The 16,080-nt window shown below is 39.3% G+C and carries 13 protein-coding genes; 9 read left to right on the top strand and 4 right to left on the bottom strand.

Annotated features, from left to right (window positions below; all coding sequences use genetic code 11):
* Window positions 1–49: 49 nt before the first annotated feature.
* Window positions 50–670: a trimeric intracellular cation channel family protein gene (locus PAT01_RS01550; protein WP_154944503.1), complete on the bottom strand. Its 621-nt coding sequence runs from the start codon at window positions 668–670 to the stop codon at window positions 50–52.
* Window positions 671–1,085: 415 nt separating this feature from the next.
* On the opposite strand from PAT01_RS01550, the gene PAT01_RS01545 reads away from it, so the two are divergent.
* The 5 genes from PAT01_RS01545 (at window position 1,086) to PAT01_RS01525 (ending at window position 7,533) form a co-directional block, all read left to right on the top strand.
* Window positions 1,086–1,676 carry a cold shock domain-containing protein gene (locus PAT01_RS01545; protein ID WP_154944501.1) on the top strand — a complete coding sequence of 197 codons (591 nt, stop codon included), beginning with the start codon at window positions 1,086–1,088 and terminating at the stop codon, window positions 1,674–1,676.
* A gap of 356 nt (window positions 1,677–2,032) precedes the next feature.
* Entirely contained in the window at window positions 2,033–4,243 is a 2,211-nt protein-coding gene (locus tag PAT01_RS01540; protein WP_154944499.1) for an ATP-dependent nuclease, read from the top strand.
* Window positions 4,244–4,245: 2 nt separating this feature from the next.
* Window positions 4,246–6,048, top strand: a complete 1,803-nt coding sequence (locus PAT01_RS01535) for a UvrD-helicase domain-containing protein (RefSeq protein ID WP_154944497.1) — start codon at window positions 4,246–4,248, stop codon at window positions 6,046–6,048.
* Between the two features lie 313 nt (window positions 6,049–6,361).
* Window positions 6,362–6,823 (top strand): hypothetical protein, encoded by a 462-nt coding sequence (locus PAT01_RS01530; RefSeq protein ID WP_154944495.1) that lies wholly within the window; start codon window positions 6,362–6,364, stop codon window positions 6,821–6,823.
* A gap of 197 nt (window positions 6,824–7,020) precedes the next feature.
* Window positions 7,021–7,533 carry a hypothetical protein gene (locus PAT01_RS01525; protein WP_154944493.1) on the top strand — a complete coding sequence of 171 codons (513 nt, stop codon included), beginning with the start codon at window positions 7,021–7,023 and terminating at the stop codon, window positions 7,531–7,533.
* 159 nt (window positions 7,534–7,692) lie between these two features.
* On the opposite strand, the gene PAT01_RS01520 is transcribed toward PAT01_RS01525, so the two are convergent.
* Both PAT01_RS01520 and PAT01_RS01515 read right to left on the bottom strand, forming a co-directional pair.
* Window positions 7,693–8,295: a thiamine biosynthesis protein ThiC gene (locus tag PAT01_RS01520; RefSeq protein WP_154944491.1), complete on the bottom strand. Its 603-nt coding sequence runs from the start codon at window positions 8,293–8,295 to the stop codon at window positions 7,693–7,695.
* 196 nt (window positions 8,296–8,491) lie between these two features.
* The gene (locus PAT01_RS01515) at window positions 8,492–9,196 is read right to left on the bottom strand and encodes a metal-dependent hydrolase (protein WP_039037040.1); all 705 of its coding nucleotides are present in this window, start codon (window positions 9,194–9,196) and stop codon (window positions 8,492–8,494) included.
* Window positions 9,197–9,499: 303 nt separating this feature from the next.
* Here PAT01_RS01515 and PAT01_RS01510 point away from each other — a divergent pair, with 303 nt between their 5' ends.
* The 4 genes from PAT01_RS01510 (at window position 9,500) to PAT01_RS01495 (ending at window position 15,233) form a co-directional block, all read left to right on the top strand.
* Window positions 9,500–10,327, top strand: a complete 828-nt coding sequence (locus PAT01_RS01510) for an ABC transporter ATP-binding protein (RefSeq protein WP_171036120.1) — start codon at window positions 9,500–9,502, stop codon at window positions 10,325–10,327.
* The gene (locus PAT01_RS01505) at window positions 10,327–11,775 is read left to right on the top strand and encodes an ABC transporter permease (RefSeq protein WP_154944489.1); all 1,449 of its coding nucleotides are present in this window, start codon (window positions 10,327–10,329) and stop codon (window positions 11,773–11,775) included. The genes PAT01_RS01510 and PAT01_RS01505 overlap by 1 nt, the downstream gene beginning before the upstream one ends.
* On the top strand, window positions 11,772–13,034 hold the full coding sequence (locus tag PAT01_RS01500) for a DUF3526 domain-containing protein (protein WP_154944487.1): 1,263 nt from the start codon (window positions 11,772–11,774) through the stop codon (window positions 13,032–13,034). The genes PAT01_RS01505 and PAT01_RS01500 overlap by 4 nt, the downstream gene beginning before the upstream one ends.
* Before the next feature lie 90 nt (window positions 13,035–13,124).
* Entirely contained in the window at window positions 13,125–15,233 is a 2,109-nt protein-coding gene (locus PAT01_RS01495) for a TonB-dependent siderophore receptor (protein WP_154944485.1), read from the top strand.
* Window positions 15,234–15,287: 54 nt separating this feature from the next.
* On the opposite strand, the gene PAT01_RS01490 is transcribed toward PAT01_RS01495, so the two are convergent.
* Window positions 15,288–16,037: a substrate-binding periplasmic protein gene (locus tag PAT01_RS01490; RefSeq protein WP_318299726.1), complete on the bottom strand. Its 750-nt coding sequence runs from the start codon at window positions 16,035–16,037 to the stop codon at window positions 15,288–15,290.
* Between the last annotated feature and the right edge of the window lie 43 nt (window positions 16,038–16,080).

The raw sequence follows: 16,080 nt of genomic DNA, 5'->3' as shown, positions 1-16,080 counted from the left end.
TTAATTAAGGCAGGTTTAATACCTGCCTTAATTTGTATTAAAGCCTAATTTATTTAGCGTGCTGCTCTAACAAACTAAAGGTAGGTAAACGCCACTTAAAGCGAATTGAGGCCATACGTATTAAGTAGCCTGCAACAAGGCTTGCAATAATGCTGATGTTGTCATCAATATTGTAATGGTGCAGTGCTAAGTATAAACAGGCAACAAGTAACGATACACTCGCGTATAGCTCGTTATGTAATACAAGCGGCGCTTGGCGACATATTAAATCGCGCAGTAAGCCACCAAATACACCGGTTACAACGGCAGCCACTACACAAATACCATAATGCAGGCCCATATTTAGCCCAACTTGGCAGCCAATAATGCTAAACGCCGCAAGCCCTAGCGCATCTAAGCGCATAAAAATGCCTTTAAATTTAACCACCCACTTAGCAAGCCACGTAGTCACAATGCCTGCTATACAAGTAATTAAAAGGTATTCAGGGTGCTGAACCCAGGTAAGTGGGTAATTGCCAAGTAAAATATCTCGCACACTGCCACCACCAATTGCTGTTGCACTGGCAACCAGTACAACGCCAAACCAATCCATTTTCATTCGCCCAGCGCTAAGTGCGCCGGTCATGGCTTCTGCAGTAATACCAATAATATAAACAACGGTTAATAGCATGAGATAATCACTTGAAAATTGCACGTAAAAATAAGGTGTGGATTGTATAGATAAATTAAGTAAATAACGAATGAAAAATCACACTAAAAACGCTTAATTCAGATAGAAATAACTAATAACAAAACCGAGTGTAAACAAGCTGTTAAGCTAATCGCTTCGCAAAAGTTAGCAGTCCTAGAATAAAGGACAAATGGCCGTAATTTATAAAATAAAACAGGCTATTTTTTGCTGATTTTAAAAGCTCAAAGCTCGGTATTTTCCTTATACGGTTAAGTGTTTTGCCCACCAATTTGAGTATTTAAATTAACCTAATATGAATATTTGGTTGCGTGGTAGCAATTTAGGAACGTATACTAACCATTCTTAACTCAAATGGAATTTGCGTAATCGCAGCTTAATCAGCACAGGTAAATACATGAACAAAGGATTGTTAAAAGCGTGGAATGACGAAAAGGGCTTTGGTTTTATTAAATCAGACACCCTAGCTCAAGACACCTTTATACACATTTCAGCGCTCAAACATATGAGCCGCAAGCCTAAAGTGGGCGACACCCTTTATTTTGAAGTCGCTACACAGCCCGACGGTAAAACCAAAGCCGTAAATTGCCGGATAGAGGGCGTAGCTGCGCTTAAAGTCACGCCTAAAAAATCAAACCATCATCGTGTTGCTAAATTTAATTTCACAAATAGCTTTTTAGGCAAAATCGCCTCAATTGGTTTTACTGTGCTTTGTTTATATGCGTTTACTAAATACAACGCTCACTTAAGCAGCCAAACTCCCGTTATTACCAACGCCGATTTAGCCACATTTGATGAACAATACCCAAAAACCGTTATTCCAAAAAGCACACAAAACTTTACCTGCGATGGCAGGCAGCACTGCAGCCAAATGACTTCACGTGCAGAAGCGGTGTTTTTTATAAATAACTGCCCCAATACAAAAATGGATGGCGACGGTGATGGTGACCCATGTGAGAGGGATACAAGGTTCCAAGATGAGTGGTAATTTTAGAAACCGATTAGTTAAAAGTTAAATTTAAGATAGATTTCACTGTGCACTGTATATAAATACAGCGGTGCGTAATTTGCCTCATAACATTATTAAAAGTCGTTTTGGTGTTAAATAAGGCTACTGATTAGCAATTGTAGTTAGTTGTTACTAGTAGAGTTATTTAGTAAATATAGAGCAATGTAATATGCGCCGTTTTGGGGGTTATAAACCAGCAAAGTGGGTTCAATAAGCTGTCATGTGTCTGTGTTAGTCTAAAATAATGAGTACTGCTTTAGTGTCAATAAGTTAACAGGCATATATTAGTTCAATATTTTTCTAGAAATTTAATGTAATCAGATTCCAGAGGACATATGCACATTACAAAACTCTCCCTAGTAAATTACAGAAACTTTAAAAACGTGAAATTTCTGTTTAATAAGGGAATAAATACAATTATTGGCGAGAATGGTTCTGGTAAGACTAACTTATTCCGAGCTATGAGGTTGCTGCTTGATAATTCAATGCCTCGCTCGGCAACTAAACTTGCCGAAGGAGATTTTTGTAGGGCATTAGGTGACTGGCATGGTCACTGGATCGTTATTAGTATTGAGTTTAATGATATTTCTGGTGATGAAGCTAGTCAGTCACTGTTTCTTCATGGTGCAGGGAATGCGGAGGATGAAGTTGTTTCTAGAGCAACTTACAATCTTATTTTCAGACCTAAAGCAAACATCCGTCAAGCATTGGCACAACTTACAATAGGGGATGCCGCTGCTCTAGAAAGTTATTTGGATGGTATAACTATTGATGATTATGAAACCGTTCTTACTGGCAAAAGTGTCGCTGATTTCAATGACCCAGTTGTATACAAAAGCATAGTTGGTGATTTCGAGAGAGTCGATTTTCCTAGGGTGTTAAATAACCCTGATGTTGGTATACGGTTGCCCAACATCCTCAATATGCCTAATGAAGTTTCGTTTACCTTTATTAAAGCACTGAGAGATGTAGTATCGGACTTTCATAGCAACAGAACCAATCCTTTGCTCACACTATTGAAGCGTAAATCAGGAGGAATTAGCAAGGCAGATTTTCAACCTATTGCAGATTTAATTAAGACATTAAACGACGATATTGAAGGCTTATCCGAGGTCTGTGATGTTCGTGATGATATTGTAACTACTATCGGAGATGCCGTGGGTGATACATATTCACCTAGTTCCATTTCTATTCGTTCTAGTTTAACGGACGATGCTGACCAACTGTTTCAATCATTAAGGCTTTTTGTTAGTGAATCAAATGATGGTCACGAGGGAACGATAAATGAAATGAGCTTGGGCGGTGCAAATCTACTATTCCTCACTTTAAAGTTATTAGAATTCAAATATCAACAAGCTAATCAATCAATTGCAAACTTCTTATTAATTGAAGAACCAGAAGCTCACATCCACACACATATTCAAAAGTCACTTTTTGACAACATCAACTATGAAAACACTCAGATAATATATTCAACTCACTCATCACATATATCAGAAGTGAGTAATATTAAGAACATGAACATTGTAGGCTTTGTTGATAGTACCTGTGAAGTATTTCAACCTTCAGTAGGGCTTAGTGACGAGAAAGTGGGCTTCGTTCAACGTTACCTTGATGCCATCCGTAGTAACTTACTGTTTGCCCGAAGTGTTGTTTTAGTCGAAGGAGATGCTGAAGAGATCCTTATTCCTATTCTACTGAAAAAAGTTTTAGGATTGAGCTTAGATGAAATAGGTATCACTCTAGTCAACATCAGAAGTACTGGTTTCGAGAATATTGCAATGTTATTTGATAATGAAAGAATCAAAAAACGTTGCAGCATTATCACAGACTTAGATGATGCCTTCTTTGATACCACGATTTATCCTACAGATAGTGACTTAGATAAAAAGAAGAAAGAGAAAGCCCTCGGCTCTCAAGAAGCTGGTTTTGCTAGGAAAGTTAGGCTTGATTGTTTCAGTCAAAATAATCCTTGGATTTCTACTTTTTATGCGAATCATACGTTTGAGGTTGATTTCATACAGTCATCCAACAGCCATTATCTTAAGAGTATCGTCAAGGATGTCTACACCAAGCAAATTACGATAGATACAGCTAGAACTGAACTGTCTTCAGCTGATATCGCAGTTTCAGGTTCAAGAGCATTAACTATGGCAAACCATCAAGGAAAAGGTTGGTTTGCTCTTACTCTAGGCAAAGTTATCGACTTTAAAACAACTATTCCAGAGTATATTTTTGATGCTGTTAAGTTTGCTCACGGTGACTTCAATAGAGAACTTACTTTCAAAATACTTAAGTACCGCTACGACTCTATTATTGAGCTTGTTATCTTTGGCAGAAGACAAATTGAAATCTGTAATGTACGAGGCGATACAGATAAAAAGCAGCAATGGGAAACATACTTGGCTTCATATGAAACTGGCTTAGCAATATTCACTCCTAAGTGGGAAGCATTTAATCCAGTCGATGGCGACATATCTACACTCAAGATCGACCTAATGAATGATTTACCTTCTGAACTAAACGATATATTAGCAAGGATCTAATCATGTTTATGTGGGATAAAGGTGATCTAAACGATGAACAGATTGCAGCGATTAATGAGCCTAATAATGTGTTCTTAGTCGCATGTCCAGGCAGTGGTAAAACTAGGACTCTTACTTACAAAATTGCTTCTGAGCTTTCAGGTTTAGAGGATCCTAAAAAATGGGTCGTGGCTATTACTTACACGCATAAAGCAGCTGATGAGATTCGCGAGCGAATTGAAATTCTTGGTGTAGACACATCTCAGTTGTGGATCGGTACTATTCATGCTTTTTGTTTGGAATGGATATTGAAGCCATATGGTCTATATCATGACAAGCTGAAAAACGGATTTAAAATAGTTAACTCTTATGATTCTGAAGAAATAATAACTCAAATATGCTCTAGCATTCGTACCGAACGTATTAGGTTTGGAGAGTGTAGTCATTTCTACACTCCTCGAGGATTAACATTCACTTGCGCTGGAAGTAAAATTTCACTAGCAAGACAGGTATTAGATAAATATCACAGCCATCTTGCAGACAATGATCAAATAGACTTTGAGCAAATTCTATATTTTGCTCATGAAATCCTATCAAGTAATTCTTCTATTGCTAAGATACTGGCAAATTTGCTTTCTTATGTTCTTGTTGATGAATATCAAGATACTAAAGAAGTACAGTATTCAATTGTTGCGAGTATTATAAAAGCTAGCAAAGGTCGGGTGAGAACCTTCATTGTTGGTGATCCAAACCAAGCTATCTACGGTTCGCTCGGTGGCTACGCAATAACACAGTTAGAACTTGAGCAGTTAGCCGGAGTGTCGTTTACTCGAATGGCATTAGATAAGAACTACAGAAGCTCAAAAAAGATAATAGACTATTATCGTAATTTTAATGTTACTCCTAGTGCAACTGTTGCTGAAGGTGAACATCGCGATCACCCTAGCATTATTAGTTATGATCAGATTACTCAAAAGGATAACCTGGTTGAGCAAGTCAGCCGGCATATCGAGAATAGCGTTCAAAATTTGGGTATTTTAGAGAAGGAAATTTGCGTCATTGCACCTTGGTGGATGCACTTGGCTGCACTAACTCGTAACTTGGTAAACAGGTTGCCTCAATATAGTTTTGATGGACCTGGTCTTGTACCTTTTTCAAGAGATATAGATAACTTTTGGTTCAAGTTGACTCAAATTATCCTAACAGAGCCATCGCCTAATATGTATGTTAAGCGTCTTCGCTGGGCATCTGATGTCTTGTATGACATGGAACTTGCGCTGGTCGATGTTAATTCGTACCCCCCAAAACAGTTACTAAAGACAGTAAACTCTATTTCGATAGACGAAGACGACGGCCTCGCTTATCTTCGTACATTCTTTGAAGCACTATTTGGCGAATTGGGAATAGATTTCATGTTATATCCAATGCTAAAGGAACATCACAAATCATTCTTCAATAGTACACAGAATAGGATTGATAGGCTTAGGAGTGAAAATGCATTATTTGCAACAGACATTGAGGCTTTTCGCAAAGCATTTAAACCCAGAACTGGTATCAAAGTGTCAACAATACATGGAGTAAAGGGAGGTGAATATGATGTTGTGATCTCCTTTGGTCTTCTTCAAGGTTTGGTTCCGAATTTCAATGAGCCTTCTATTGAAAGTGCTAAAAAGTTGCTCTATGTAATTGGTTCTAGAGCCAGAAAGAACCTACACCTTATTTCAGAAAAAGGAAGGATGTCTGGTTATGGTCAATATAGAAGAGAGCGCCAGCCTACAGAAATACTACACCAGTTGAATTTTGCATATGATCCAAATTTAATATGACACATGAAAAGCTAAGGTAATTGGGGTCAAATCTTGACTTTATAAATCAAAATATGAGTTGGTATAAAGCTTTCTCTTTGATCGAACGTGGTGTTTGATTTAGCCGTGTCAAAGTTGAGACATTTTAAGTGCATATAACGAAAATTTATTATGAAACAATAAAAAATTATGATGACACCCACTCTAATCACTTTTGAGATTTAGGACATATTTCTTTTCAATTAAAGTTGCTGTCTAGTTTAATCGTAGTTTGGTCCTGTGGGAAAATTGCTCGCCTTATGGTTTTGTGATTTCTGGATAATATGGAGTTTCAATGAAAAGAGAAATTGATGATTTAGCAAGGAAACTTCGTTTGATATTTGAGCAAAGTATTGAAAAGAAATTCCCTTTATTTATGGGCTCATTTCAGTTTCCAACAGCAAGCTGTGAAGGTTCTTCTAGGATTTTTGCTCATATTGTAAGCCAGCGGTATCCCGAGTCTAAAGTAGTTGTTGTTGAGGGCTACGATCATCCAAATGACGATCGACATTTTTGGGTTCAAGTTGACAAGTTAACTTATGATTTAACTTGTGATCAATTTGATGATCTTACAACACCAATTTTCGGAGAAAGTAGCACTCCTCTTATCAGTAAATTTAATGAGATAGAAATATTAGCTGGTGCTGATATTTTTGAAAATTGGAACCCTGGTGGTCGTTACGATAAGTTTGCAACTTTAGAGTATGTTGAACACTGTCTAGAAACGCATAGCAAGGGCTTTAAATTAATTGGGTAAAGTCCTGACTTCATACCTCAATTGGTTAAAAGCTTTTGATATTAGCTATTTTCGTCCTCTAAAAGCGCAGCGCCTCTAATCCTCTTTGTGGATTGGTCTTTAAAGCTTTCTCTTTTTCCGAACGTGATGGCGAATTTAGCCGTGTCAAAGTTGAGACATTTTAAGTACTTATGATGAAAATTTACTACGAAACAACTATGAGCTTTAATTGCATTGAATTTTTGCCATATGTGCTTTTTATAGTTATCAGTTTAATCTTTATTGGGAAGATTAAAAAATTATACGATTTATATATTAAACGTTTTTTTAAGTTTAATTTCTTCGTCTTATTTTTTATATTTATTATTTACAATCTTGCTTCTACAGCTTCTTTATATTCAAAAATGCAATATATAGCTAAAATAAAATCGCATGAGGAGAGCGTTGTAAAAGGCGAAATTGAAAGATTAGTAGAAAAAGAAGGGGCAAGTCGAACACAGAGTTTTTCAGTGTCAGGAGTGTTTTTTAAATATAATGACTATCAAACTGCGCCATATTTTTTTGCAAACCGGAAATATAACGATAAGGTTATTTTTAATGGAGGTTATGTTGAAATACATTATATTCAAGATAACGGCAAAAATTATATCACCAAGTTATTTATAGAAAATGATTGGGCTTTTCAGTCAAAGAGAGCGTCCAATCATATAAATTTTGATTCAATCTATTAGCCCTCTAAAAGCGAAGCGCTTCTAATCCTCTTTGTGAATTAGTCTTAAAAATAAGATGGCAGTCACTTTAAACGTAAAACATCGGCGAATTAGCATTCTAATACACGCCGATGTTTATAACTTATTTAAGAAGCTACCTTACTTATAAGGTATTAGGCCTTAGTCTGCTTTGCGGTAAAGGCTTATTAAGCATATTGATAAAAGTAATGTTGCAACCATACCAGAAGCGCCAGCAACGCCTGATGGTAGAAATCCATCACGGCCAAAAATAATTAATAAAGCATTGGCAAGTATTGCAACACCGCCTGCAAGGGCTGTAAGGCTACCAATGGCTTTGCCACCTTTAGCAATAAAAGATAGGCCAAATACAAGGGCTGCTAAGCCTAATAATAATTTAGCTGCATAGTAAATCATGAATGATAAAGACACTACACCACCAATTAATGGTTGTGCGCCTTCTACTGCGCCCGCTACTTTTCCAAATGTTGAAAATAAAGTTAGGCCAATACTTACTTGTATTATGTTAAGAACAGCGCTAAATGTGATTGCCGACCAGCCTAGTTGAGAATTTTTTGCTTGCAGCATAGCTGCACCTGCAAATGCAACAAGTACTGTGAACAGCACCGCTTCTAGACCCCATGCGTACTGCCTTGAAAAGCTAATTCCGCCACTGTAAAGCGCTGTAAAAATAGCCTGTGTTATCGCTAACGCCAACAATAAAGATGCTGCAATTAGGGTGGTGCGTTTATTCGTAAATTCCATTAAGGACCTCTTATAATTTATATTTGACGCTTTAAATGATGCAAAAGCTTTCGAACTTGCAGGTATAAGACAGGTGAAACTATTTAATTATTTCGTTTAAAATTATAAAAATATTTTGTATCAAATAGTGGCAACTAATTTAGCAATGTTATAACTAGTTAAAGTTAGTAACATTGCAAACTGCCTTAATACTAAACTAACTAGATAAAAGCCTAAAATGAGACCAGTCACTCAAGGCCGATATAGTTTGCGCTGTAGGTGGGGCCACATAGATTAAACATGTAATAGCTATAATCGAAGCCAATGTAATTAATTTATTATCAAATTCAGCCACTTTTAGAGCCGATCCAAATGACCGTTTTATTTCCACATTACTTAAATCTACGCTGTAAATTTCATCGAGTAATAAATGGATGAAGCCGCCGAGTAAAATAAACCCACCTGTTAACCAGGCAAAAGTTGCCGAATAAAGGGTTGATTGGTCATTCAATTGCCATGTTACTTGTGTTGTTAACAACGCGCAAAACAGTATAAATAATAAAGAGTGGCAACTGCCTCTATGTACTGTGATCCATTCAAAAATGGGCCTGACAATATATTTCATAAATCCATACACTAACAAAGGCACTACAATTAGCTCGACAAAACTAATTTGAATAGTTAGCTCTGTGGTAATGTAATGCATTACTATTAATACAGTACTTAGCGCAAATAAGTTAAAAATAGTATCGAGTGATGTGGAGTTATCAGAGTCTATGTCTGGCAATAAGCCGCCAATGGAGCCTAAAAACCACAACCAAAGTGCGCCGTTTAAATCAATGTGATCTGCAGATAATAATGTGGCTGAGCTTAAGCCGGTGATGATAACAGCAGTATTTAGATGAGTATTGAAGTTTGCCATTGTATATCTTGATAGGAAAATAGGTTTGCATTTTAGCAATTGAAAAGTTCATTGTTCAATTTACTTTAAAGGTAAGGCGTAAATAACTTAAGTACTTAATATTAAACGCTGCGTTATGAATGATTTTAACCTAAATGGCTTTGTATTTTGTAATAGGCAAAACCCGTTGAATAAATCAACGTGGGTAACACTATTAAAACCTCTGCATCATTTGTTAATTATTAATATGTTATAGTGTTGCAATATGCATTTGATATAGTATAACATTCATCACATTCTAATTTCCCCTAATAGAGTTTGAATGTGAGTACACCTACAGCTGTTAATCAAACATCACCGAAAGAATCTCCACGTGTGGAACAAACACGTAATGAAGCCCTAAATACAACTCAAGCCGCTACTCAAACAGTTAAAAGCGAAGCCATTATTGAAGTTGACTCGTTAAGTTTTAGCATTAAAAACAACGCTATTTTAAAAAACTTAAACTTTAGCGTAGGCTCAGGCGAAATTTACGCGTTACTTGGCGGTAACGGCGCGGGTAAATCAACCACGTTAAAAACTTTGCTTGGGTTTAATAAACCCACTCAAGGCTCTGTAAAAGTAGCTGGCAAAGAGGTAACACACGCACTTGATTTTGTACGCGGCAAAACAGCATATTTGCCAGAGTCAGCAACGTTATATCCGCATTTAACTGCCCGCGAAAACGTGGCGTATTTTTTATCGCTTGCTGATATTAAAAAAACCGATGAGCAAATTAATGCTGCGTTTAACCGTGTAGCGCTACAACAAGCTGCATGGGAGCGTCCTATGCAAACGTATTCTAAAGGCATGAGGCAAAAAACTGCGATTGCACTGGCTATTTTACGCCAAGCCCCGATATTTTTACTCGATGAGCCTACATCGGGCCTTGACCCTGTTGCTATTGATGAATTTAACCAGTTAGTGCGTGAGCTTGCATTAACCGGCGCCACTATTTTAATGGTAACGCACGATGTATACGGCGCATGCCAAGTTGCAAACCGAATTGGTTTATTAAGAGCGGGCGAGCTGGTGGGCGAATTTGACGCGCCAGAAAACGGCCGAATTGATACCGAGCAAGTTCATGCTGCGTTTGCACAAAGAGGCGCGTAATGAGCAAAAATAATTTTTCAAAGATGGTGATAGTTGCCAAAGATGAGTGGCGCTATTGGCTTCGCTCTAAACTGGCGATGACCGTTTTAGCCATAGGTTTATTACTTACGCTTTCATCTGTGGTGGTGACTGCCATTACAATGCACGAACTTAGCCACACTCGTAATGAATTACAAAGTAATGCCGATCAAAGCTTTGCTGAGCAACCCGATCGCCACCCACACAGAATGGTGCATTACGGGCATTACGCTTTTAGAACACCAACCCCTCTGAGCACCCTAGATCCGGGGATTGATGCCTACACAGGTAACTCAATATTTTTAGAAGGGCATAGGCAAAATAGTGCAATGTTTGCCGAGCAGCGCCAAGGCACAGCTTTAACAAAACTTGGCAGCTTAACGCCAGCTTTTATAGTGCAAACATTAGCGCCGTTACTGCTTATTTTAATTGGTTACAGCTCTATTAGCCGTGAGCGCGAATCGCAAACGCTGTCGTATTTATTGGCGCAAGGCACCAAGGGCAGCACGCTTATTGCGGGTAAAGGGCTGGCGCTTTTGTGTGTTGTTGGATTAATTATTGCGCCATTAGCGGTGTCGGCGTTATTTACGCTTAGCGCGGGTGAGAGCCTTTTAGCAGTTGTTAGTTTTATTGTGGGCTATGCATTGTATTTAAGCGTGTGGGTGTTAGTTGTTTTATTAGCATCGAGCGTGTTTAGTAAAAATAGTGGTAGCTTTACAGCGCTTGCGTTTGTGTGGATTTTACTGTGCATTGTTATGCCGCGAGTAGCAAGTACCAGTGCCTCTACGGCTGTGCCATCGGCCGGTAAAATAGAAACCGACTTTGCAGTAAAAGCTGAGCTTAGAAAACTAGGTGATGGCCATAACACCAACGATCCCGCCTTTAAGCAATTTAAACAATCTCTACTTAAAAAATACAACGTAAACAGCATTGATGAGCTGCCAGTAAACTTTAGAGGGTTAGTGGCCAGTGAATCAGAGTCCAAACAAACTAAGGTGTTAAACCAGTTTGCCGAGCAGCGCATGCAAAGTGAACTTAAACAAACGCAGGTATCGCGTTACTTTGGTTGGGTATCGCCTATGGTGGCTATTCGCTCGCTGTCGATGATTGTAGTGGGCACAAGCATAGAAACCCATCATCGCTTTTTACGCGAAACCGAACAGCTGCGCTTTGATTTTGTGCAAGGGCTTAACAAAGTACACATTGAAAAGCTTGATTACCAAGTTGATATGAACCGTAACGCCAATACCGAGGCTACTAAAAAAGCGCGCGTAGGATCAGAGAACTGGCAAATACTGCAAAACTTTACCTTTGATGTAGATAGCGCTGATGTTCGCGCGCAAAGAAGTGTACCTGCTTTTTTACAGTTAATACTGTGGATTGTAGTACTTGTAGGCGGTATTAAATTGGTAGGAAAACGTTTTATATGAGTTATTTAATTACACAACTTACACGAGAATGGGGCTTTTTACTGCGTCAAAAGTACCTTGTGGTATTGCTGTTATGTAGCTTTGTTTTATCGGGCTTTGCAATATATAGCGGGCTTAGCGAAGTAAGCGCGCAGCAGCAAACAATAGAGCGTTTAAAAGCTGCAGATCAAAGCGATCGCGCTAAAGTGCAGCAAAAGCAAGACGATCCGGGCATGTTGGCTTATTATAGTTTTCATTTAACGTATTCTCAGCCATCTAACCTTGCTTTTGCAGCATTAGGGGAACGCGATATATTCCCGTGGAAACACCGTATTAATTTATTGGCCATAGAGGGGCAAATTTACGAAAGCGATGCGCAAAATGCCGAGCTGGCACAAGCCGGTAAAATTGATTTTGTATTTGTAATTAGCGCCTTAGCGCCACTGGTTATTATTTTGCTGTTTCATGACTTATTTGCAAATGAGCGCACTAGCGGCAGGCACGACTTACTGGTTACTACGGCTAAATCGTACTTTGCTTTGTGGGGCGCACGTATAACGGTAAGGTTTTTAGCTGTAATAGTGTGTTTAATGCTGCCATTTTTTATAGGTGCATTTATAGCTGGTGCAAGCGCGTTTGAAATTGCGTATGTATCGCTACTTTGTATTGCATACCTTGCATTTTGGACTGCGCTGAGTGTGTGGTGGGGCAAAAACGCGACTAGTGCCCCGCGCGTTGCCTCTGGCCTAATTGGCTTATGGGTATTATTTGCTTTTATTATTCCTATTTTAGGCGACCTTGCTATAAACAAGTCGGTGCATTCGCCTAAGGGTGGCGACATTATGCTTACTCAGCGTGAGGCGGTAAATGATGCCTGGGATTTACCAAAATCTGCCACTATGCAGCCTTTTATTAAAGAGTACCCAGCACTTGCGCCATACATTGCTATGAGCAGTGAGTTTGAGTGGAAATGGTATTACGCATTTCAGCAAATGGGCGATTTAAAAGCAGCGTCGCTCTCTAAAGCATACCGAGACGCAGCCGCTAAAAAATATGACTTAGCAGGCGTTGTGTCGTGGTTTTCGCCACCGCTGTTATTGCAGCGCAGCTTAACGCGAGCCGCCCAAACCGACTCAGTAGCGGCGTATGCATACGAGCAGCAAATTCGTGATTATCATCAGCAATTACGTGAGTTTTATTACCCTTGGTTATTTTATAAGGGTAACCCGCCTAAATCAGTTCTCAATAACATGCCACGCTTTGAGGCTATAGCAAAGTAATCCTTACTAGGCGCGCTAACCGCCGTTGTTTAGCGCACCTAGTAACAACACCATAATTATAAAATACTTATATTACTAACAAGGTTCACAATGAAAACCAACACAACAGGGCTTAAGCTCACCTATTTAAGTGCGTGCCTAGTAAGCTTATTTAGCAGCCATGCTTTGGCTGCTGGGCAAAACCAGCAAACACACAGTGCTAACACAAATATTGAGAGGCTTTCTGTGGTTGCTACGCGCCAAGCTTACCAAGGTAACTTTAGCCAACTAGAAACTCCACAATCAGAGCTTAAAATTGATTTAGAAGCCCTTGAAAATGCAGGTGCAGTAAGCCTAGACCAAGCGCTTGATTTATCGGCCTCTGTTGCACGCCAAAACAACTTTGGTGGGCTGTGGAATAGTTTTTCGTTACGTGGCTTTGTAGGCGATGAAAACCTACCGAGTAACTATTTAGTAAATGGCTTTAATGCTGGGCGCGGTTTTGGTGGCTCGCGTGATTTGTCGGGTATTGAGTCGGTTGAGGTTTTAAAAGGCCCGCGTGCGGCTTTATTTGGCCGTGGTGAGCCAGGTGGTACAGTAAACCTAGTTACTAAACGCCCAACGTTTGATACGCAAGGTGAAATTAAGCTCTCGGTAGCGAGTTTTGATACTTACCGCGCCGATGTTGATTACACCACAGCGCTTAACGACGACGTTGCAATTAGACTGGTTGGTTTTTACGAAGACGCCGAGAGCTTTAGAGACACCATAGAAACCACTAAACACGGCTTTAGCCCGTCAATAGTGTGGAATATTAACGACAGCAGCCAATTTGTTTACGAGCTTGAATACAGCGACCAAGAAGTGCCGTTTGATAGAGGCGTATTAGCCATAGATGGCGAGCTTGGGCTTATACCACAAAGCCGTTTTTTAGGTGAGCCGGGCGATGGCCCAATCGAAGCCGATGTACTAGGGCATCAGTTAGAGTACATTCATGACTTTGATGATAACTGGAGCATTTTATTTGGTGCAAACTACCGTGATACCTCTATGGAAGGCTTTGCAACCGAAACCGGTTTTGGCGGCGTAGTTAATGGCGAAGTAAACCGCTTTAGGCGCTACCGCGATTTTGATGCTCAATACCATGTATTGCGTGCAGAGCTAAGCGGCAGCCTTGAGCTTGGCGGTTTTGAGCACCGTTTAATTATGGGTGTTGACGCTGATAAATTTGAAAACGATCAATTTATTTTACGTGTACGGGGCGATCAATACATTAATGTATTTAACCCTGTATACGGCGCGTATGAATTACCAACGCCTACATCTAATACCGACCGCGTAGAGATTCAAGAGTCTGTAGGGGTATTTATTCAAGACCAAATAAGCGTAACCGATAAGTTAGATATTCGTATTGGTGCTCGTTTTGATGATTACGAGCAGCGCTTAAATAACCGTTTAGCAGGCACTAATACAAAACAAACGCAGTCACGCGTGAGCCCGCAGTTTGGTGTGGTGTATGAAGCCGGTGATTATGTATCTGTTTATGCAGCCTACGGCGAAAACTTTCGCCCGCTTACAGGCACTGATACCAATGGCGATGGTTTTGAGCCAAACCAATCTACCTCTGCTGAGCTAGGTGTAAAATTTACCCTTAACGATGGCGCGTTATTTGGTACCGTTGCCGTATTTAAAGTAGATCAAGACAACATGCTAGTAGTAGATGACCCAACAGCGTTTACTTATGCCGCCATTGGTGAAGCGCAAAGTAAGGGAATAGAAATAGACCTAACGGGTGAGCTTAGCGATAGTTTAGAAATTTGGGCGTCGTATGCGTATGTAGATGCCCAAATAGAAAACTCATTTTTTGATGCTAACTTTGGCTACACAGTAGAGGCGGGCGAGTCACTTTTAAATGTACCAGAGCATCAACTTAGCTTGCAGCTTGTTAAATCGGGCGAGTTATATGGCAATGCAATTAAATTTGGTGGCGGGCTATTATTTGTAGACGAACGCAATGGCTATTTTGGTACCGACTTTAAACTACCCAGTTATACAACCGCGCGTGTATTTGTAAATTACGATGTTACAGACGCAATTGGTGTTACGGCTGAGGTAAATAACCTGTTTGATGAAACGTATTACACAAACTCGTTTGCCGATGCTTGGGTACAACCTGGTACACCGCGTAACGTTAAATTTTCTGCCTCTTATAAGTTTTAATTGGTATTTTGCGCTGTAAACGTAAAAAGGTCGCTTAGTTAAAGCGACCTTTTTTTATTTGGCGTGCTTGTATTTTTCAAAAATTTTGTGGTACTGACCTGAATTTTTAAGTTTTTGTAGTTGAATATTAAAGTCATCACGTAGTCTTTTTGATTTAAATAAATAGCCATTTGGGCTTTTGCCAAACAGCGCAAAGCGATCTACAGATTGTGTTGTATCAATATCTTTAAGGGTTGAGCGATAGTAATCAAAACTTTGTTTATCCATTTGAATTACATCTACCTTATTTGAAAAAAGCATTTTAACTTGAAGAGATTGGTCGTGCACTTCGTAATATTGCGTATTGGCTTTTGCCATTTTTGCATATTCTTCGCCTAAGTGTATGGCGGCGCTGGGCCACGAAATTAAGCTGTAATATGTTAAATCTGCAATTTTAGTAAAGTTAAACTGTTTGCTTTTTAGGGTTATCGCTACGTTTTCGTATACATAGGCCTCATCAGAAATATACCCTTTGAGTTGGTTTCCGTTAGCGGTGTTTAAGTTTATGTCGGCTAAAATATCTATTCTGCCTTTTGCATACCCTTTAGCGCGGCGCGTATAGGGGTAATAGCGTGGCTCTATTTCATAGCCTAAAGGCGTTAATGCGGCTTTAATAATATCGAGGGTTAGCCCGCTGTTGGTATGTGACATTACAAAAGGCGGTAGGGTTTCGCCAAAACCTACAACTAATTTTTGTTTAGTAGGCGATGCACAGGCAAAAGAGGATACAAGCAGTGTAGTTATTATAAAAAAGTTTAACTTCATTAGGCTGTTTAAATTAACTTGGCATACTAAAAAGATAGTAACT

Source organism: Pseudoalteromonas atlantica, from assembly GCA_007988745.1.
Taxonomy (GTDB): Bacteria; Pseudomonadota; Gammaproteobacteria; order Enterobacterales; family Alteromonadaceae; genus Pseudoalteromonas; species Pseudoalteromonas atlantica.
This window is presented reverse-complemented; position numbering and strand designations above follow the sequence as displayed.